The sequence below is a fragment of the Pseudomonas sp. BIOMIG1BAC genome (assembly GCF_001705995.2).
Taxonomy (GTDB): domain Bacteria; phylum Pseudomonadota; class Gammaproteobacteria; order Pseudomonadales; family Pseudomonadaceae; genus Aquipseudomonas; species Aquipseudomonas sessilinigenes.
Map to the genome: position 1 here is coordinate 7,302,945 of NZ_CP049045.1, position 19,649 is coordinate 7,322,593.

Genomic DNA, 19,649 nt, shown 5'->3' on the forward strand with positions numbered 1-19,649 from the left:
GAACGATGGACGTCACCACCCTGAGCCTGGGCGATCCACTGGAACCCGCACGCAAGGCCACCGCGCAGATGCTGCAGGAACGCGAGCGGACCTTCTCCCTGCCGCAACCCTTCTACTGCGACCAAAGGCTGTTCGAAATCGACATGCAGGAGATCTTCCACAAGGAATGGCTGATCGCCGGCATGACCTCGGAAATTCCCACCAAGGGCAACTTCATCACCCTGCAAATCGGCAAGAACCCGATCATCGTCATCCGCGGCGCCGACGGCGTGGTCCACGCCTTCCACAACGTCTGCCGGCACCGTGGCTCGCGCTTGTGCACCAGCGACAAGGGCAAGGTGGCCAAGCTGGTCTGCCCCTACCACCAGTGGACCTACGAAGTGGACGGCCGCCTGCTGTTCGCCGGCACCGAGATGGGCGCCGACTTCGACATGAAGCAGTACAGCCTCAAGCCGGTGCAGGTGAAGACCGCCGGTGGCTACATCTTCATCTCGCTGGCCGAGAACCCGCCGGCCATCGATGACTTCCTGGCGACCCTGGCCCACTACATGGAGCCCTACGACATGGAGAACACCAAGGTGGCGATTACCACCACCTTGATGGAAAAGGCCAACTGGAAACTGGTGCTGGAGAACAACCGCGAGTGCTACCACTGCAATGCCTCGCACCCAGAGTTGCTCAAAACCCTGCTGGAATGGGACGACGTCACCGACCCACGGGCCGACCAGGCCTTCAAGGACCACGTAGCCGCCTCCGCCGCTGCCTGGGAAGCCGAGAAGATCCCCTACGCCCACGCCAGCTTCGGCCTGCGCAACCGTATCGTGCGCATGCCGCTGCTCAAGGGCACCGTGTCCATGACCCTGGACGGCAAGCAGGGCTGCAAGAAACTCATGGGCCGGATCAAGAACCCGGACCTGGGTTCGATGCGCATCCTGCACCTGCCCCATTCGTGGAACCACTGCATGGGCGACCACATCATCGTGTTCACGGTGTGGCCGATCAGTGCCCAGGAAACCATGGTCACCACCAAGTGGCTGGTGCACAAGGACGCCGTGGAAGGCGTGGACTACGACGTGGAGCGCATGCGCCAGGTGTGGGACGCCACCAACGACCAGGACCGGCGCCTGGCCGAGGAGAACCAGCGCGGCATCAACTCCACCGCCTACCAGCCCGGGCCCTACTCCAAGACCTACGAGTTCGGCGTGGTCAACTTCATCGACTGGTACAGCGAGCGCCTGCTCAACAACCTCGGCGCCGAACCGGCGCCCTACCTCAAGGGCGTACCGGTCACCGGCTGAACTGCACTCGAGCGCAGATCCTGACGGCCTGGCAAGCTTGGCAGCGGCTACATGAAACCCATCGGTAGCCGCTGCTGAGCACCAGTGAAGCTGCGCACGACCGCAACGCGGGCGCCAACCCGCGATGTCAGGCCTTGGGCTTGAGCTTGGGCCAGGGCACCCCACCCTTCTCGTTCACGAACTGCTCGGTGATCTGCGCCCCCAGCAGCCTCACCCGGGCATAACCGTTGAACACCCGTAACGGATAGTTGGCATCGCCGGCTCTCTGGGTTTCCGACCACAACACCCCGGGCGCGCCATCCAGCTCGCTGGCATCGCCATAGGGGATCGCCCCGTGGCCGACGCAACGCCCATTCATCACCCCCATGCCCTGGGGATCGGTCTTGGGCGCGTAGAAAATACCGTTGTGCAGGTGCCCCCAGTACCAATAGTCCGGCACGCGATTGCCCAGGGCCTTGCACACCTGGCCGTACAGCGCGGTCGGGGTCTTGCCGGTGATGTCCAGGCCCTGGTGATGGCTGAGCAGGATGATCTTGCGGCCCTGGCCGTGGCTGGCCATCAGGTCGCTGAGCCATTGTTCCTGGACGGCATTGAGGTTGCCGTCCATGTACAGCTGCATCTCATCGGAGGCGTAGGCGCTGTCCAGGCCAATGATCAGCCAGTGGGTGTTGAACAGGGCGAAGTAGCTGGTGTTCTGCTGGTCCGGGAACAGCGTCTGGATCTCGTCGAAGTAGCCATGGGCGCCGCTGTACATCTCATGGTTGGAGTTGAGACTGAACGAGGCCTTGCTGCCCATGGGCCAGGACGCCAGGTTGTTTCTCTCGTCACTGTCGGTACCGGCGTAGTACACATCGCCCAGGTGGATGGTCACGTGCGGCTGGTCCGCAGTGATCAGGTCGGCCACCCGCTGCGCCGCCGACTGGGGCTCGAAGTAGCCGGTGCCCCAATCCCCGGCCAGGTCCAGCAGGACCTCATCGGGGATCTGCAGCAACGCCGGGGTGGTGCCGAAGGTGGCGTGATCGCGCAGGTTCTCGATCCAGGCCACCAGGGCTTCGCTCCACTTCAGGTCCAGCAGTTCCCACTTGCGACAGCCCAGCAGGCTGCCGTCCTTGAGCACCTGGGTCGCCAGCTGGTCCACCGATTGCGGCAGGGGCTGGGCCGTGCCCAGGTGCAGCACCGACATGCCATGGGCCAGCTCCCAGGGCACCGGGGGCTGGCCCGGCGGCAAGTCGCCGTGGGCGATGGTGTATTGCGCCTGGTCGTGGGCGCGCTGTACCAGGTCGAGAATGGCTTGCAGCTCCTTGGGCTCGAGTTGGTTGCGCAGATTCTTCCAGGCCAGGTCGAACCGGGCGATCAGGCCATCGACCCGGGCTTTCACCCGGCCGAATTCCTCTTCCACACTACTTGCCAGTGACATAGCGGTGTCCCTCCTGATAGTCCTGCGGCGGCACGGGTTGCTCGCCTCACAGGGTCTTCATGTATTCGATCAACTGCCATTTCTGCTGCTCGGAAAGCTGCGTGCCATACAGGTGGCCGCCATTGCCGTTGCCTTCTTGGCGGGTGTCGTACTTGAAGTAGGCCGGCCCCTTGGGTGCCGGGCCGTTGGTGATGAACCCGACCTTCTGCGGGTCGTAGATATCCGAGCCGGTGTAGAACACCTGGGGCCGTTGCTCCGGCACCTGCAGCAGGTCCCACAGGCTGGGCACCGAGCCGTTGTGCAGGTAGGGCGCGCGCAGCCAGATGCCATCGGTGGGGGTGTTGCTGTAGCTCTGGGTCTTGCGATAGGCGCCAAAGTCGAAGGGCGGTTTCTTGAAGCCGTGGAAGGCCTGGACCAACCCGGTGGTAAAGGAGTCCAGGCGATGCGGGTCGGTGCCCAAGACCTGGATATCGGTGGTCACCTGGCCGGTGTCGGCCTTGCCGAAATCATGGCAGCCGGCGCAATTGGCCTCCCACAGCGGTTTGCCCTGGGCCACCTTGGCCTGGTCGATGGCGAAGGGCCAAGCCGGCGGCTTGTGCCCCAGCAGCCAGTTGGTGACCCGGTTGAAACTTGCCGGCAACACCGACTCCGGCGTCGCCCCCACGGCCATCGCCGCGGCGTAGTTGCGCTCGCGGATCTGGTTGTTGTTGCCATCCCAGTGCAGGTACATCGACTCCCGGGGCTTCTGGTTCCAGATCTGCGGCAGGTCCACGGTGCCGATGGTGGAGTCGTCGGGGAAACCGAACACCACCATCTTGGTCGGGTTGAAGGTGTCGGTGCGCCCCGGCCCCTGCGCCGGCCGCAGTTTCTGCCAGGCATAGGCCTGCTTCTGCTTGAGCAGCGCGCTCTTGGCCATGGGCATGATCAGGTAGCGGTTGTACAGGCGCTCGACCAGGCCCAGCTGGAACTTGGCGTTGATCGCGTTCATCAGCGCATCGATGGTGAATTTCGGATCGCTGGCGCAATCGTAGGCAAACCACTGGAAGGCCTGGAGCTGCATCAGGTTGGCCGGGGCGGTGGGCACTACCTGGGACACATCGCCGGCACTGGCCCGGTAGGCCCCGGTATGGCACAGGGCGCAATTGGGCTCCACCGTCGGATAGCCCAGCTGCCGCTTGGCCATGCCCACCGGCAGGTCGCGGCCATGTTCATAGAGGAAGCCGAAAACCTCGTAGCCACCGGGCCGGGGCATCTTCTCCGGGCACAGCTGCGGCAGCACGGCGAACAGGTAGTAGGGAATCCGCGCCTCGATCCCCAGGCCGATGGCCGCGTACTTGAAGTGATCCTCGTCGGAGGCTTCCGGCGGTTGCGGCACCTCACGCAGCATGTTGACCCAGGTTGCATAACCCACCAGCCCCAGGGCCAGCAGCACCACCAAGGTCGCCACGCGAAAGCCCTGCCGCCGCCACCGACTCTCCCAGCCCTGGCACCCGGCGTGCAGCCCGGCCTTGAGCAGGGCCCAGGGCCGATTGGCCGGGGCACTGCCCAGGTACAGCAAGATGCCCAGCACCAGGAACATGCCCAGGTCGCCCATGAGCATGGGCACGAATACCTGGGACTGGTTGCTGGTGTCGATCAGGTAGATCCAGAACACCACCGCCACCAGCCGCGACAACACGCATAGCCAGGAATGCACCACGTAGCGCGGCGCATTGAAGCCCGAGGGCATGTAGAACAGGCTGATGCCTACCAGCAGCATGCCGGCGTTCTCCAGCCAGGGATCGGACAGCACCGGAGGCAGGCCGACCACGGCAGTCAGCAAGGCCGGGGCGAACAGCGCTGGCAGGGCGAACACCATATTCATGGCGATGCCCAGCCAGATGAAGCGTTGGAACCAGCGGATATATGCGTTCATCCCTCTCACCCTCGCCTGGATATCCCTGAAGCCGCCGTTGTCGAGCGTGCCGGGAGGCTCAACCCAGGGCGGTCTTCTCCAGGTGCGCGAGGATCAGCGGGTACACATCCACCACCGCGTTCTGGCCGAAGATGCAGTCGATATGCCCGTAGCCCGACACCACATGCCGGCTGAACAGCTCGGGGCCATGCAGTTGGCACAGGCGCTCGTAGGTCTTCTGGGTACTCAGCGGCAGGTAGCACTGGTTGTCGGCGCCGCTGATGAAGCAGATCGGCAGCTTCAGCCGATCGAAATGCGGCATGTAGACGTCCTGTCCCTTGAAGTCCACCAGGTGGCCCTTGCGGCAGATCAGCGCCAGGTGCTCGAAGGTCTGGATATTGGACTCGCCGAACAGCTCGTGCAGGTTGTCGTGCAGGTTCTGGTTGAGGGTGTCGTGACGATACAACGAGGCGTACATGAAGGTGATGCGATGGCACACCGGGTTGGTGCAGTAGCCCTGGGCCTCGATCCGCGCATAACCGTTGAGCGCCTTGTCGTAGAGCTTGTTGAACCAGCTTTCCTTGCTGTCGGCATAGGCCGTCAGCGACTTGATGCCGATGGCGTCGAGCATGCCCGGCAAGTGCAACCCGGCCTTGATCCCGGTGGCGGTGGCCACCACGGTGTCGGCAGCGATCTGCGAACAGACCACCGAGCGCACATGCTCCAGGCCCGCCAGCAGCGACATGAAAAAGGTGGTGGCGCCATAGCAGTGCACCACGCATTGCACGTCCCGGGCGCCGGTGGCCTGGCGAACCTGGGCGATGGCGGCCTTGAAGTCGTACGCGGCGATCTGGTCGCCATTGCATTCCTGCTTGCTGGCCGGCAACAGGATGCTGACCCGGAAATCCAGGAGCCAGACGTCATAGCCGTACTTGCACAGGTACTCCAGCAAGTTGGTCTGGATGGTGTCGGTGGAGAAGATGTTGGAGCCCACGCCCAGGCCATGGACCAGCATCACCGGGCCCTTGCCGCCGGCCCGGTAGCGGGTCAGGCGCAGTTGCACGTGGTCTTCGGTCTCGAAGAACTGCACGCTCGGCACCGGCGCGGCCAGCGGCCGCTTGACCCGCGGCGGAGCGTCGGGATTGAAGTAGATATCGCCGGCGAACACCCCGCCGTAGCTTTCCCAGAGAATCCCGGCGAAGAACTGGCCGAAACGCGCCAAGGCCTCGATGCGCTCACGCTCGTTGCGGGCGTTGAGCACCTTCATGGTGGTCATCTGCCGGGCGAAATCCGCAGGCTGGATGTGCATCACTCCCGAGCCCAGCACCGGCCCATTCTTGTCCTGGCCCCGGTACAGGGTCACGTAGAGGGTGCTGGTATCGGGCCAGATGTTCAGCACGCCGTGGTCCTCGGGCACGGTCTTGAAGGCGCTGAAGTAGTAGTCGCTACCGTCCTCGGCGCAAAGGCGCATGTCGTAGTTCATGTGCCGCACGCCCACTTGCTGCTGGTATTGCTCGAACAGGTTGAACACCCCATGGCTGGCCACCAAAGGCTGAGGCGACAGCATCGGCGCCTCCAGGGTGCCCACCAGGGTCGCGGCGTGCTCGGGCTCCTTGATCATCCGGTTGAGATCGGCCGCGGTGATGGTCAGGGTGAACTCGATGGACGAGTTCTGTTCTTCGCCGCGCTTGGCCGCTGCTTGATAGAGCGCCAGGTCGGTGCCCTGGGGCTGGGTGAAGGCCGTGGAGAAGAAACCCTTCATGGTCTCGGTGAACTGCACGCCCAGGGTCGGCGCCGCAGCCGGCTTGCCAGGGGCCGAGGGCAGGCGGTAGTCGATCTTCCAGCCGCGATCCTCGGCCAGCAGTTGCATGGTGCGTTCACTCACCGCCGAGATGGTCAGCAGTGGATTGACCGCCAGGGAGGTAGGGATCACCGCGCCATCGGCCACATAGAGCCCGGGATAGACATCGGTGCCCTGGGTGCCGCTGAACACCTGGCCCTTGTGGTTGACCACGCCCTGGCCCGCGTCCTCGCCCATCACGCAGCCGCCCAGGGGATGGACCGAGACGATGCTGTGCTTGAGCAGCTTGGTCCAGATCGGGTTCTCCACCCAGACCCCGCCCAGGGCCCGGGTGCTCTGGTGCAGGCGCTCGTTGCCCAGCACCACGTTGGGTTGCTCGCCCACCCCCGGCCAGTCGATGCGCAACTGGTCCTGGGCGTCCAGCAGCATGCGCCCGCGACCGTTGTCGTGGCTCATGATCAGGTAGGTCTGCATGTTGTGCAGGGCGCCATGGTAGGGCCCGCGCAGGAAGCTTTCGGCCTCGCGTTCCTTGTAGCCCAGCTTGCCGCTCAAGCTGTTGTCGGTGGCCTGGCCCAGGGTGCTGGCGAACAGCGCCATGCTCGGCACCATGGCCTGGCCGAGGGCGCCGGGGATCGAGCCCTCCTCGATGACCATGCGGCTGGTGCGGTCGCCTTCGGTGCGCATGTCGATCACCGAGGTGATGCATGGGCCCACGGGTTTCAACTCGCTGGCCGGATGAGTGCCGAAGCCGATGCCGTTGATCGGTTGCTCGCAGTTGTGGCCAAAACCGAGGATGTCGCCGTTGCCGCTCATGTGCTCGCCCAGTTGGGCCGAAGTGGCCAGGCCCTTGGCCCGCGAACGCAGGAGGATCTCGGTGGAACCCAGGGTGCCAGCGGACAGCACGACGATATCGGCCTTGACGAACAGGGTCGGCGCCGAGAACTTCTCGCGACCGCTGTCCAGGTACTGGAAGTGCACGATCCAGCCGTCGCCGTCGCGCTCCAGGTGGCGCACCTGGGCCTGGCAGAAAATCTCGGCGCCGTGGTTGCAGGCGTCGGGCAGGTAGTTCATCAAGGTGGTGTTCTTGGCCTTGTTGTTACAGCCCGAGACGCAGTCACCGCATTGGTTGCAGGGCAGTTGCTCGACCCCGACATGGTTGAGGTTGTTGGGCAGCTTGTCGAAGGTCACGTTGATCGGCGGCTTGTAGAAATGCGCGCCCTGCTTGAGGTAGTCCGCGGACTTGCGGTGGGCCTTGAGCTTGTCCAGGGCCGGCGCCGAATCGGGATAGGGATTGGGCTTGAGCATCTCCCGGGCCAGGGCAAAGCCCTGCTTGAGCAAGGTATCGCGGTGGTCGCGCACCGCCTGGGGCCAGCGTGGGTCGTCGAACACCCCGGGCTCGGGCTCCAGGGCGACGTTGGCGTTGATCAGCGAGGTGCCGCCCAAACCGCAACCCACTACCACGTTCTGCTGGGCGTTGACGTGCAGGTCGAACAAGCCGGTGCGCGAACCGATATGCCCATCGGGATCGTGCACCTGCAATTCCTCGGTGGCGCTGACCAGGGTGTTGGGAAACTCCCCGGGGCGAATCTCCCGCCCACGCTCCAGCAGGCACACCCGGCGCCCGGCCCGGGACAACCGCGAAGCGGCGATGCCGCCGCCATAGCCGGAGCCGATGACGACGACGTCGTAGTGTTCCTGGATCTCGCTGATGGGGGTGGCGATCCGAGTCATGGCGGGGTTCCTCTCAGGCAGATGGGGCGACTCTCATGGCCGCTTCCTTCAGGTGAAGCCGATCACGCAGGCAGCCGCACGGGCCGGCCGCTGCGCCAGAAACGCAAACCGTGGAAATCAGGGTCGGGATCGAACAGCCGCTGGGGCTATAGGCGTGCGCGCTGGTTGGCGGCACGGCGGCGGGTGCGCCGGGGGAAGGTCCCGCGGCTGGAAGCCTGTGATGAACGACAATCCATTGCCTGCGCTCCCTGGACCGGATGTGGATAAGTGACGAACCGGTCCCAGTGGAATCAGTCAAGTCAGGCCGCTTACCACTGTCAAGGCGGACATTAGAACTGTATGAAATTTGATCTATTGCCGTACACGCTATGAATTACAAGGCCTGTAGCGGTTGGCGAACAACTTATCCACATCTTGGCCCACAGCAATTGTGGGCAAGTGCACTGGGGATGGGGATATTACCCCGGGGATTCCCAGGAAAATCCGCGGGTTAGGCAAAAACAGCCGTTTGACGCGCGCCTGATCAATTATTGAACAAAACCCTGCAAGCCTTGCTACACATGGCCTACAGCGCGAGACGAACACCTTACCCACAGATCGGCCAACAGACTTTGGGGGCAACTGCAGCCGCTACCCGCGGTTTCTGTGGAAAAGCCCTCCAGGCCAGGAAAATTCCGCCTTGCAAGCGCCCGGACAGCGCCAGAAGCAAGATTTGGGTGTTTTTTGATCAGATCGCGCCAAGCCTTGTCCTGCAAGGGCTACAGCCCTGAGCGAACATCTTATCCACAAAAGCGCCAACAGACTTTGGGGGCAACTGCTGTGCACAACTGCCCCCTTGAGGAGTTCGACACCGCGGAAAAAAGCCAGGAAAAACCACAAGTTAGCCTGATCAAATTTCGTACAGATGGCTACAGGCCTTGTTCTGCATGGGTTGGAGCAAGGCGCGAACATCTTATCCACAGAGCCGCGCACAGGGATTGTGAGTAACCGTGCAAACAGGACTGCAAGCCAGGCTCCCGCAGGATCAGCCGGTCGACGCTCGATTGCTCGCGATAGCACTAGTACGACGGGGGCGGCTCTAGCGGAGCACCCCCTCCTCCACCAACAACTTGAAGATGGCCTCGGCCCCGGCTTGCGCGCTGACGTCCTTGAGCACCTGGCCGGTGCCGCCGCTGGCCTTGGCGGTGGCGGCCTTCATGCGGTCGGCGCCGCTCTTGGCCTTGATCACCTTCAAGCGCTTGGGCCGTGGCCTGGCCGGCTGCAGGCTGGCGCCGGTGAACAGCTCGTCCTCCACCACCATGACCTGATCGGCGCGCAACACCCCGCGCCGTGCCGGGCCATAGGCACTCTGGCGAGGCTTGGGCGCGGCGTTATCCACAGTGGCCAGGAACGGCAGGCGCACCTTGAGCCGGCGCCGCTGGCCCCGGGGCAAGGCTTGCAGCACATGGGCCACGCCATCTTCCAGGGATTCCACCTCGGCCAGCCCCACCACCAGCGGCCAACCCAGGTTCTCGGCCAGCAGGAACGGCAGCATGCCCGAGCCTTCGCCGGTTTCCGCCTGGCTGCCGGTCAACACCACTTGGGCCCCGGCATGGCGCAGGTACTGGGCCAAGGCTGGCAAGGCATCGGCGCCGGCTGGCTGCTCCAGCACATGCAGTTGCTCCAGGCCCATGCCCAGGTAGGCGCGCAGGGCCGGCTCGGCGGCATCGCCGGCGTGCAGCACCTGCAGTTGTCCACCGGCCAGTTGCAGGCCCAGTTCCACGGCCCGGGCGTCCTGTTCGGCACGCCGTGGCCGACCGGAGGTCGGATGCGCGCCGATGGAGACCAGGCTGATTACATGACTGTTCATGAGTGCTCCCTCAAGCTGCATCGCGCTTGGCGGCGCTGCGGTAGGCTTCGACGGCGGCGATCAGCGCCTCGAGGATCGCGGCGCTGTCGCCGATCACCGCCAGGTCGGCGCGCTTGATCATGTCGCAGCCCGGGTCCATGTTGATCGCCACCACCTTGTCGCAGGCACCGATGCCCTGCAGGTGCTGGATCGCTCCGGAGATCCCCACCGCCACGTAGACACGCGCGGTCACCCAGGTGCCAGTGGCGCCCACCTGGCGGTCGCGGGGCATGAAGCCGTCGTCCACCGCCACCCGCGAGGCGCCCTCGGTGGCCCCCAGGGCCTGGGCCGCGCGATGGAACAGCGCCCAGTCCTTGACCCCGTTGCCCCCGGACAGGATGAACTCGGCCTCGGCCATGGGAATCGCCGCCGGGTCCACCGCCACCGCGCCCAGATCCTCGATTCGTGCCAGGCTGCGGGCCACGCTTGTGGATAACTCCACCGGCAAGGCTTCGTGGCGGGTTTCGCTGACCGGCTCGGCACATTCGGCCGCCGCCAGGATCAGCCGTGGCAGAGGCCGTGCCAGATCCTCCAGGCCCGCACCGGCGCGGCCGATGCATTGCCCTTCCTTGACCTGCCAGACCCGGGTCGCCGGGCGTTCGCCCAGGGCCGCGGCAAAGCGCCGACCCAATTCGCCACCGCCGCTGCGGCTGTCGGGCAGCAGCCAATGGCGCGGGCTGAACTGGTTATCCACAGCCCGCAGGCCCTGGACCCGCTGCTCCGGTGCATAACCGTCGAACTCGCTGCCCGGCAGCACCAGCAGACGGTCGACCCCCGCCGTGGCGAAATTCGATTCCTTGTGCTCGCCGAACACCACCGCCAGCACCGCGCCGTCCTGGCCGGCCAGTTGCCGGGCCAGGCCCAGCAAGTCGCGGTCGTGGCTGCTCAGGCGACCACCGACCATGTCCGGCACCACGTTGATGTAGAACGTTGGCTGCGCCAGCTGGTGCAGCGGCAATTGCACCTCGACCGCCGCCGTGCGCTTGTGGCTGCTGCCACCTTGCTGGGCGCCGCTGCGATCGATGCGCTTGAGCCCGTTGGGACCGACAAAGCCCATGCCGTGGGGGTTCTTGCGCACCAGGCCATTGGGGCCCATCCAGCTGTGCTGCGCCGGTTGCATGGCCGCATGCAGCGGGTGCAGGCGGTTGCGGGCGATCCATTCGGCGCGGGGATCGCGGCGGATAATCTCGCTCATCAGTGCACCTCCGCAGGTTCGGCTTTCACCACTGGCGCCTTGCTCGGGGCCGCGCTTTCCAACAGGGCCTCGGCCACCAGTTCGGCGATGTCCTTGATCATCGGTCGGGGCTCCACCACCCCTTCGAGCATTGCCGTGCATTGCGGACAACCCACCGCCACCAGCTCGGCGCCGGTCTCGCGGATGTCTTCCATGCGCATGTCGGGAATCCGCTGCTTGCCGGGAATGTCGGTGATCGGCGCACCACCGCCACCGCCACAGCAGCGGGAGCGGAACCCTGCGCGCTGCATTTCCTTGACCTCGATCCCCAGGGCGCGCAGCACCTGGCGCGGGGCTTCGTACTCACCGTTGTAGCGGCCCAGGTAGCAGGGGTCGTGATAGGTCACGCTGCCACCCTTGTGCCGGCCAAGATCGAGTTGGCCGGCGGCGATCAGCTCGGCGATGTAGGTGCTGTGGTGCTGCACCTGGTAGTCACCGCCCAGGGCGCCGTATTCGTTTTTCAGCACATGGAAGCTGTGGGGATCGCAGGTGACGATGCGCTGGAACCGGTACTTGGCCAGGGTCTGGATATTGCGCCGGGCCAGTTGCTGGAAGGTCGCCTCGTCACCCAGGCGCCGGGCCACGTCGCCACTGTCGCGTTCTTCCAGGCCAAGCACGGCGAAATCCACGCCCGCGGCCTTCAGCACCTTGACGAAGGCCCGCAGGGTACGCTGGTTGCGCATGTCGAAGGCGCCGTCGCCGACCCAGAACAGCACCTCGGTGCTCTTCACTTCAGGCAGCAGCTTGAGGTTGAGGTCGGCCGCCCAGTTCATTCGTCCGCCGGGGTTGAAACCGCCCGGGTTGTCGGTGGCAATCAGGTTCTCCAGCACCTCGGCGCCCTTGTTCGGTGTGGCGCCTTTTTCCAGGGTCAGGTGGCGGCGCATGTCGACGATGGCATCGACGTGCTCGATCATCATCGGGCATTCCTCGACGCAGGCCCGGCAGGTGGTGCACGACCACAGAGTCTCGGCATCCACCAGGGCCTTGCCCTGCAGCGCGACGATCGGCAGGTGCGGGCCGCCGTGGTGTTCGCCCAGCGGCTGACCGCGACCGTCGAGGGACGGATAGGGGCTGCCGGCGAAGTGGGCATCGCTGCCACCGGCCAGGCCGACGACCATGTCCTGGATCAGCTTCTTGGGGTTCAGCGGCTGGCCGGCGGCGAAGGCCGGGCAAGCCGCCTCGCACTTGCCGCACTGCACGCAGGCATCGAAGCCCAGCAGTTGGTTCCAGGTGAAGTCCACGGGTTTTTCCACGCCCAGGGGCGCGCTGGGGTCTTCCAGGTCCAGCGGCTTGAGGCCGGTGGAGCGGCCGCCGCCGAAGCGTTCGGCACGGCGGTGCCAGGCCAGGTGCAAGGCACCGGCGAAGGCGTGTTTCATCGGTCCGCCCCAGGTCATGCCGAGGAACAGCTCCGACACGCCCCAGAGCACGCCCAGCGCGAGGATCGCCGCCAGCAGCCAGCCACCGAACTGCTCCGGGAGGATCCCGGCCACCGGCAGGGTCACCAGGAAGAAGCTCGCGGAAAACGCCAGCAGGCTCTTGGGCAGGCGCATCCACGGGCCCTTGGACAAGCGCGACGGCGGATTGCGCCTGCGTCGGTAGACGAAGATCGCCCCCACGAACATCAGCGCCGACATCAACAGCAAGGCATAGGCCAGCACGCGGTTGTGCAGGCCGAAGCCGTGTACCAGCAGCGCCAGGACGATGGAAGCCACCGCGCCACCGGCGGTGGCCACGTGGGTGTTGGCGATGTACTTGTCGCGGGCCACCACATGGTGCAGGTCCACCATGTAGCGCCGGGGCATGGCCAGCAGGCCGCCGACCAGGTCGACCTTGGAGGCTCGCCCCCGGCGCCACATGGCCGCGCGCCGCAACGCGCCGAGGACCGCCAGGCCCAGGGCAGCGAACAGCAGGATGGGAAGAAGGGTATTCAACATCACAGTCACCTTAAGGTCAGCTGCAAGCGGCTAGCTTCAAGCGGCAAGAAAAAACAAGGCTGGGCATTCGCTCTGGCTGGCCGCTCAAAACCTGCAACGGCGGCTAAAAGCCCTTACAGAACGCCAGGGGCAAGCGACAAGCAAAAGCACTGCCGAACACCTGCTTCAACTTGCCGCTTGCAGCTTGAAACTTGTCGCTGCCGTCAAAAGTCCTTGCACAGGCGCAGGGCGTCGTAGATCGCGGCATGGGTGTTGCGCTGGGACACGCAATCGCCGATGCGGAACAGCAGGTAGCCGTCGCCCGCTTCGCCCAGGCAAGGCTGCGGCTTGATCGCGAACAGCGCCTCGACATCGATCTGGCCCTTGTTGCGCGAGCCGTCCTTGAGCCCGTAGTACAGCGCCTCGTCGGGACGCACGCCGTTCTCCACCACCACCTGGTCCACCACCCGCTCCTCGCGGGCGCCGGTGTATTCGTTCTCCAGTACCGCCACCAGCTTGTCGCCCTCGCGGTAGACCTTCTCCAGGGTCAGGTCCCCGGTCATGATCACTTCCTTGGGGTACAGGCTGCGGTAGTAGGTGGGGAACGAGGTGCCGCCGATGGCGATGCCGGGCTTGATGTCATCGGTGACGATCTCCACCTGCGAGCCCTTGTCGGCCAGGTAGTCGGCGACCGACATCCCGGTGAATTCGCAGATGGTGTCGTACACCAGCACGTTCTTGCCCGGGGCGACCCGGCCATCGAGGATGTCCCAGCTGCTGACCACCAACCCTTCGGCGGCGCCCCAGTGTTCGTTCTGCTCGATGAACGGATGGCCGCCCACCGCCAGCACCACCACGTCGGGACGCAGGTCGAGGATGGTCGCCGCGTCCGCCGCGGTGCCCAGGCGCAGGTCGACCTTCAGCCGCGCCAGCTCCAGTTGGTACCAGCGGGTGATGCCGGCGATCTGGTCGCGCTGCGGAGCCTTGGAGGCGGTGGTGATCTGTCCGCCGATCGCCTCTTTCTTCTCGAACAGGGTCACGTCGTGGCCGCGCTCGGCCGCCACCCGGGCAGCCTCCATGCCCGCAGGACCGGCGCCGACTACCACCACCTTGCGCTTGGCGCCGGTGGTCTTCTCGATGATGTGCGGCACGCCCATGTATTCACGGGAAGTGGCGGCGTTCTGGATGCACAGCACGTCCAGGCCCTGGTACTGGCGGTCGATGCAGTAGTTGGCACCCACGCACTGCTTGATCTGGTCGATCTGGCCCATCTTGATCTTGGCGATCAGGTGCGGGTCGGCCATGTGCGCGCGGGTCATGCCGACCATGTCGACGTAGCCGCCCTCGAGGATGCGCGTGGCCTGGTTCGGGTCCTTGATGTTCTGTGCGTGCAGCACCGGGACCTTGACCACTTCCTTGATGCCTGCCGCCAGGTGCAGGAACGGCTCCGGCGGGAAGCTCATGTTGGGGATGACGTTGGCCAGGGTGTTGTGGGTGTCGCAACCGGAACCGACCACGCCGAGGAAGTCGAGCATGCCGGTGTCGTCGTAGTACTTGGCGATCTGCTTCATGTCCTCGTGGGACAGGCCATCGGGATGGAATTCGTCGCCGCAGATGCGCATGCCGACGCAGAAATCGTCGCCGACCTCGGCGCGCACCGCCTTGAGCACCTCCAGGCCGAAGCGCATGCGCTTCTCGAAGGTGCCGCCCCATTCGTCGGTCCGCTTGTTGACCCGCGGGCTCCAGAACTGGTCGATCATGTGCTGGTGCACCGCCGACAGCTCCACGCCGTCCAGGCCACCTTCCTTGGCGCGACGGGCGGCTTGGGCGTAGTTGCCGATCACCCGCCAGATTTCTTCCACCTCGATGGTCTTGCAGGTGGCGCGGTGCACCGGCTCACGAACCCCGGACGGCGACATCAGGGTCGGCCAGTTGAAGCCGTCCCAGCGCGAGCGCCGGCCCATGTGGGTAATCTGGATCATGATCTTGGCGCCGTGCTTGTGCATGGCGTCGGAGAGGTTCTGGAAGTGCGGGATGATGCGGTCGGTGGACAGGTTCACCGAGCTCCACCATTCCTGGGGACTGTCGATGGCCACCACCGAGGAGCCGCCGCAAATCGCCAGGCCGATGCCGCCCTTGGCCTTTTCCTCGTAGTACTTCACGTAGCGCTCGGTGGTCATGCCGCCGTCGGTGGCGTAGACCTCGGCGTGGGCGGTACTGAGCACGCGGTTGCGGATGGTCAGTTTGCCGATCTGGATCGGCTGGAACATCGCTTCGAAAGCCATTGTCTTGAACTCCGCTTACAACGCTTTGACGACGAACAGGCCGTCGTCGTGCCCTTCTTCGGAACCACCGTAGACCTGCTCTGCCACGGTGCGGATCTTGCTGCCACGGGCCGCCAGGATCTGGTCCATGGCGCCGGCGAACCAGCCGGTGAACATGTAGTCCACCTTGCGCCCGCACTTGCCGTAGACGTAGACGAAGGCCGAGTGCTCGAGCTTGACGCTGGCGGTGCCCTGCTCGAGGTCGATGTCCTGGATCTTGAACAGGCCCCAGCCGCGCTGGGAGAGGCGCTTCATGTAGTGCTCGAACACCGCCACGCCTTCCAGGCCATGGCATTGGGCTTCTTTCTCGCACCAGTGCCAGGCGGACTTGTAGCCGGCCTTGTAGAGGATCTCGGCATAGGCGTCGGCGCCCAGCACTTCCTCGATGCCCATGTGGTTGTTGACGAAGAAATGCCGCGGCACGTACAGCATCGGCAGGGCATCGGACGTCCAGACGCCGGTCTCGCTGTCGACTTCGATGGGCAGTTGCGGGGCGATCTTGGCCATGGAAACTTGACTCCAGAAATTCATTCTTGGCTTGGCAAAGCCTTGGCTTTGCATGGAAAAAATTCGCGTGAATACCGCTGGAGCCGTCGCGAGCACACCGAGAGCAAGGAGACCCGCAGCGACAGGCGAGAGCAGTACGCATGTACGGCGAGCCTGTCGCGAGGACGCGACGCAGCTATCGGTGGGCGCAGCAGGCTCCGGGGATGTTCATCACTCGCCCCAGACGTCCTTGAGCACATTGACCCAGTTTTCGCCCATGATCTTGCGTACCACGCGCTCGGAGTGGCCGCGCTTGAGCAGGGTCTGGGTGAGGTTGGGGAATTCGCCCACGGTGCGGATGCCCAGCGGGTTGATGATCTTGCCGAAGTTGGTCAGGCGCCGGGCGTAGCCCTTGTCGTGGGTCAGGTACTCGAAGAAATCCTGGCCGTGGCCCTGGGTGAAGTCGGTGCCGATGCCGATGGCGTCTTCACCGACGATGTTCATGGTGTACTCGATGGCCTCGGCGTAGTCGTCGATGGTCGAGTCGATGCCCTTGGCCAGGAACGGCGCGAACATGGTCACGCCGACGAAGCCGCCGTGGTCGGCGATGAACTTCAGTTCGGCATCGGACTTGTTGCGCGGGTGTTCTTTGAGGCCCGAAGGCAGGCAATGGGAGTAGCAGACCGGCTTCTTCGATTCGAGGATGACTTCCTCGCTGGTCTTGGAACCGACGTGGGACAGGTCGCACATGATGCCGACGCGGTTCATCTCGGCGACGATCTCGCGGCCGAAGCCCGACAGCCCGCCGTCGCGCTCGTAGCAGCCGGTGCCCACCAGGTTCTGGGTGTTGTAGCACATCTGCACGATGCCCACGCCCAGCTGCTTGAACACGTCCACATAACCGATCTGGTCCTCGAAGGCATGGGCGTTCTGGAAGCCGAAGAGGATGCCGGTCTTGCCCAGTTCCTTGGCTCGGCGGATGTCGGCGGTGGTGCGCACCGGCATCACCAGGTCACTGTTCTCGCGGATCAACTTCTGGCTGGCGGCGATCTGGTCGACCGTGGCCTTGAAGCCTTCCCAGACCGACACCGTGCAGTTGGCCGCGGTCAGGCCGCCCTTGCGCATGTCCTCGAACAGCTCGCGGTTCCATTTGGCAATGATCAGGCCGTCGATAACGATGCTGTCGGCGTGTAGTTCGGCTGGGCTCATCAGGCTGTCCCCTTTTATCTGGCGATTCCTGCGCCGAATCGTCTGCCGGCGCTTTGGGGCCAGCATATGCCTGAGGGCCAGGGCGCCCCGATGCAAAAACGACAGGGGGTTTGCCGAAAGCGTCAAGCGCCGACAAAGCAGCGGATAGAGGGTTATCCGGGCCTCTGTTCTTTACCGGGGCCTTGCGCCAGAATTCGCCGCTTCAACGAAAGCTTCATTGGATTTGGGGGCAGCGCTGCAATGAAGAAACCGATCTTCCTGGCCTTGGTACTCTTGGCGAGCGGCGCACAGGCGGCCGAAGAAACCGACAACTCTCCCTGCGATGGTGTCGAAAACGACGTGCAGACCCTGGAGTGCGCGACCTATAACAGGACCACCGCCGAGCAGTTGCTCAATGACAATGTGCAGAGCCTGCTGGAACGCCTGGGCACCGTGTATGGCAACGACAAGGCTCAGCTGGGCGACATCACCGCCAAGGTCAAGAACGCCCAGCAGCTGTGGCAGAAGCAGCGCGACGCCGACTGCGCCGTGGAATCCTTCCCGGCCAAGCCCGGCAGCAAGGCCTACAACATCGCCAGCAACGACTGCCTGGCGCGCATGAGCGACGAGCGTTCGGAGTTCATCGAGTCCATCGCCCAGGAGTGATCCACCCCTGGCGCCGATCCGGGGGCGAGCCCTCGCCCCCCTCTCTCATGGGCCGCCAAGGCTCGCCAGCCTGTGCTTGACTACCCTGCTAAGCCTGGCTGGCCATCGTTCTCAATGGTGGACCGGGTCACTTTGCCCAGGGATTGGGGGACGCCATGGATTTTTCGCTGGATCAATTGCAGATGTTCGTACAGGCCGCGCGGACCGGCTCGTTCTCGGCCGCCGCGCGTCGGCTGGGCAAGACCCAGTCCACCGTCAGCCTGGCCATCGCCAACCTGGAAGACGACCTGAAGGTGGAGCTGTTCGATCGCAGCACCCGCAGCCCGGCGTTGACCGCCACTGGTCGGAAAATCCTGCTGCAGGCCGAGGCAGTACTGGAACGCTGCCAGGACCTGCAAGCCAGCGCCGATGGCTTGTCCCAGGAGCCGGAGCCGCAACTGACGCTGGTGATCCAGGCACCGTACGGTCCGCTGCTGCCGCTGTTGCATGAGTTCGAGCAGGCTTTCCCCCAGGTCGACCTGTTGCTGCGCCAGCCTCACTCCAGCAGTGCCAGCGAACTGGTAGCCCGGGGTGAGGCGGCTCTCGGCCTGGCCCCCTCAGCGCCTGGTTACCCCCAGGCGCTGGAGTTCCAGCAAGTGGGCCGCTTGCACCTGGTGCATGCCTGCCACCCGGACCATCCCCTGGCGCAGCGCAACCCTCTGAGCGCCGACGACTTGCAGCAGCACCGGCGCCTGTGCGCCTCCAGCCTGCCCAGCCAGCAGCCCCCCAGCAGCGAGTACCTGCGTTGCCTGCGGCTGTGGCAGGTACAGGACCAACACGCACTGCTGGAGATGCTGCGTGCCGGGCTCGGCTGGGCCGCCCTGCCCCGGCAACTGGTCCAGCGCGAGCTGGCCAGGGGCGAACTGGTGGAGCTGCACCTGGCCGACCCGTTCCACGGCGACTGGCAGGTCGGCATCGACCTGCTCTGGGCACGCCAAAACACCTTGGGCCAGGCCGGTACCTGGCTCAAGGAACGCCTGCTGCACAGCCGGGTGTACGAAATGGACCGTCGCGGACCGCCGCCCGCCCGCTAGTGAGAGGGGCAACAAAGGGACAAGCTTCTGTCGTGGAGGAAATACAAGTCTCGGTCGCGCCGCGGCATTCGGCATTCGGCATTCGGCATTCGCGCCGACCAGCTGGAGCTGTAAGCTGCGCACCAGCCAACGACTTTCACAAGGATTCCCCATGAGCATTTGCGGTATCGAGATCAAGGGCAGCGAAGCCATCTTCGCCCTCGCCTCCCTGCAAGGCGGCACGCTTGAACACCAGGCCATCGCCGTGAAGAAGATCGCCCTGGAAGACGACGATGAAGCAGCCAACGTGCGCACCTTCGCCGCCCAGGTGCGAGATTTTGTTCGCAAGCAGGGCATCACCCGGATCGCCATCAAGAAGCGCAGCAAGAAAGGCGAGTTCGCCGGTGGCCCTACCACCTTCAAGATCGAGGGCGTGTTCCAGTTGCTGGAGAATTGCGAGGTGACCCTGCTGTCGCCCCAGACCCTCACCGCCCAGCACAAGAAGCACGGCTACGAGCTGCCGGCGAGCCTCAACAAGTACCAGCACGAGGCGTACAAGGCGGCCTGCGCGGCGCTGCTGAAAAAGTAGTCCGCGTATCTGTAGGAGCGAGCGGGCGGCGATCCGACTGGCCCGCGAGGCGTACGGCCTGACCCAACGGGTTGCCTGCATCGCGAGCCAGTTTCGCTCCCACCAATAGGGCAGCTCAGAACCTGCTCACGGTCTAGCGAGCGACGCTCAGGCCAGGCAAAAATGGCT

At 64.8% G+C, this 19,649-nt stretch carries 13 protein-coding genes; 4 read left to right on the forward strand and 9 right to left on the reverse strand.

The window, feature by feature from the left end:
- Positions 1-5 precede the first annotated feature (5 nt).
- On the forward strand, positions 6-1,298 hold the full coding sequence (gbcA, locus tag ATY02_RS34010) for a glycine-betaine demethylase subunit GbcA (protein WP_022641508.1): 1,293 nt from the start codon (positions 6-8) through the stop codon (positions 1,296-1,298).
- 127 nt (positions 1,299-1,425) lie between these two features.
- On the opposite strand, the gene ATY02_RS34015 is transcribed toward gbcA, so the two are convergent.
- The 9 genes from ATY02_RS34015 to ATY02_RS34055 all read right to left on the reverse strand — a co-directional run bounded on the left by ATY02_RS34015 (position 1,426) and on the right by ATY02_RS34055 (position 17,195).
- Entirely contained in the window at positions 1,426-2,715 is a 1,290-nt protein-coding gene (locus ATY02_RS34015; protein ID WP_068583146.1) for a metallophosphoesterase, read from the reverse strand.
- Positions 2,716-2,761: 46 nt separating this feature from the next.
- Entirely contained in the window at positions 2,762-4,630 is a 1,869-nt protein-coding gene (locus ATY02_RS34020; protein WP_068583143.1) for a hypothetical protein, read from the reverse strand.
- 58 nt (positions 4,631-4,688) lie between these two features.
- On the reverse strand, positions 4,689-8,141 hold the full coding sequence (locus ATY02_RS34025; protein WP_068583140.1) for an alpha/beta fold hydrolase: 3,453 nt from the start codon (positions 8,139-8,141) through the stop codon (positions 4,689-4,691).
- 1,078 nt (positions 8,142-9,219) lie between these two features.
- Positions 9,220-9,990: an electron transfer flavoprotein subunit beta gene (locus ATY02_RS34030; protein ID WP_068583137.1), complete on the reverse strand. Its 771-nt coding sequence runs from the start codon at positions 9,988-9,990 to the stop codon at positions 9,220-9,222.
- A gap of 10 nt (positions 9,991-10,000) precedes the next feature.
- Complete coding sequence (locus ATY02_RS34035) at positions 10,001-11,224, reverse strand: electron transfer flavoprotein subunit alpha/FixB family protein (protein ID WP_068583133.1); 1,224 nt, start codon at positions 11,222-11,224, stop codon at positions 10,001-10,003.
- Positions 11,224-13,197: a dimethylglycine demethylation protein DgcB gene (gene dgcB / locus ATY02_RS34040; protein WP_068583130.1), complete on the reverse strand. Its 1,974-nt coding sequence runs from the start codon at positions 13,195-13,197 to the stop codon at positions 11,224-11,226. Before dgcB ends, ATY02_RS34035 begins: the two co-directional genes overlap by 1 nt.
- A 203-nt stretch (positions 13,198-13,400) precedes the next feature.
- Positions 13,401-15,461: a dimethylglycine demethylation protein DgcA gene (gene dgcA, locus ATY02_RS34045; RefSeq protein ID WP_068583127.1), complete on the reverse strand. Its 2,061-nt coding sequence runs from the start codon at positions 15,459-15,461 to the stop codon at positions 13,401-13,403.
- A gap of 15 nt (positions 15,462-15,476) precedes the next feature.
- Positions 15,477-16,007 carry a DUF5943 domain-containing protein gene (locus ATY02_RS34050; RefSeq protein WP_068583124.1) on the reverse strand — a complete coding sequence of 177 codons (531 nt, stop codon included), beginning with the start codon at positions 16,005-16,007 and terminating at the stop codon, positions 15,477-15,479.
- Positions 16,008-16,217: 210 nt separating this feature from the next.
- Positions 16,218-17,195 carry a dipeptidase gene (locus ATY02_RS34055; protein ID WP_068583121.1) on the reverse strand — a complete coding sequence of 326 codons (978 nt, stop codon included), beginning with the start codon at positions 17,193-17,195 and terminating at the stop codon, positions 16,218-16,220.
- Positions 17,196-17,435: 240 nt separating this feature from the next.
- Here ATY02_RS34055 and ATY02_RS34060 point away from each other — a divergent pair, with 240 nt between their 5' ends.
- From ATY02_RS34060 to ATY02_RS34070, 3 genes are all read left to right on the forward strand, one after another.
- Complete coding sequence (locus ATY02_RS34060; protein WP_068583118.1) at positions 17,436-17,840, forward strand: lysozyme inhibitor LprI family protein; 405 nt, start codon at positions 17,436-17,438, stop codon at positions 17,838-17,840.
- Positions 17,841-17,995: 155 nt separating this feature from the next.
- On the forward strand, positions 17,996-18,913 hold the full coding sequence (locus tag ATY02_RS34065; protein WP_068583115.1) for a LysR family transcriptional regulator: 918 nt from the start codon (positions 17,996-17,998) through the stop codon (positions 18,911-18,913).
- A gap of 151 nt (positions 18,914-19,064) precedes the next feature.
- Complete coding sequence (locus tag ATY02_RS34070) at positions 19,065-19,481, forward strand: DUF3010 family protein (RefSeq protein ID WP_068583113.1); 417 nt, start codon at positions 19,065-19,067, stop codon at positions 19,479-19,481.
- The last annotated feature ends 168 nt before the right edge of the window (positions 19,482-19,649 follow it).

What these genes read in the sequence shown, in the direction of transcription:
- ATY02_RS34065 (WP_068583115.1), top strand. Translation starts at nt 17,996, where the DNA reads ATGGATTTTTCGCTGGATCAATTGCAGATGTTCGTACAGGCCGCGCGG.
- ATY02_RS34025 (WP_068583140.1), bottom strand. Translation starts at nt 8,141, where the DNA reads ATGACTCGGATCGCCACCCCCATCAGCGAGATCCAGGAACACTACGAC.
- ATY02_RS34035 (WP_068583133.1), bottom strand. Translation starts at nt 11,224, where the DNA reads ATGAGCGAGATTATCCGCCGCGATCCCCGCGCCGAATGGATCGCCCGC.
- dgcA (WP_068583127.1), bottom strand. Translation starts at nt 15,461, where the DNA reads ATGGCTTTCGAAGCGATGTTCCAGCCGATCCAGATCGGCAAACTGACC.
- ATY02_RS34015 (WP_068583146.1), bottom strand. Translation starts at nt 2,715, where the DNA reads ATGTCACTGGCAAGTAGTGTGGAAGAGGAATTCGGCCGGGTGAAAGCC.
- ATY02_RS34070 (WP_068583113.1), top strand. Translation starts at nt 19,065, where the DNA reads ATGAGCATTTGCGGTATCGAGATCAAGGGCAGCGAAGCCATCTTCGCC.
- ATY02_RS34020 (WP_068583143.1), bottom strand. Translation starts at nt 4,630, where the DNA reads ATGAACGCATATATCCGCTGGTTCCAACGCTTCATCTGGCTGGGCATC.
- ATY02_RS34050 (WP_068583124.1), bottom strand. Translation starts at nt 16,007, where the DNA reads ATGGCCAAGATCGCCCCGCAACTGCCCATCGAAGTCGACAGCGAGACC.
- gbcA (WP_022641508.1), top strand. Translation starts at nt 6, where the DNA reads ATGGACGTCACCACCCTGAGCCTGGGCGATCCACTGGAACCCGCACGC.
- ATY02_RS34030 (WP_068583137.1), bottom strand. Translation starts at nt 9,990, where the DNA reads ATGAACAGTCATGTAATCAGCCTGGTCTCCATCGGCGCGCATCCGACC.
- dgcB (WP_068583130.1), bottom strand. Translation starts at nt 13,197, where the DNA reads ATGTTGAATACCCTTCTTCCCATCCTGCTGTTCGCTGCCCTGGGCCTG.
- ATY02_RS34055 (WP_068583121.1), bottom strand. Translation starts at nt 17,195, where the DNA reads ATGAGCCCAGCCGAACTACACGCCGACAGCATCGTTATCGACGGCCTG.
- ATY02_RS34060 (WP_068583118.1), top strand. Translation starts at nt 17,436, where the DNA reads ATGAAGAAACCGATCTTCCTGGCCTTGGTACTCTTGGCGAGCGGCGCA.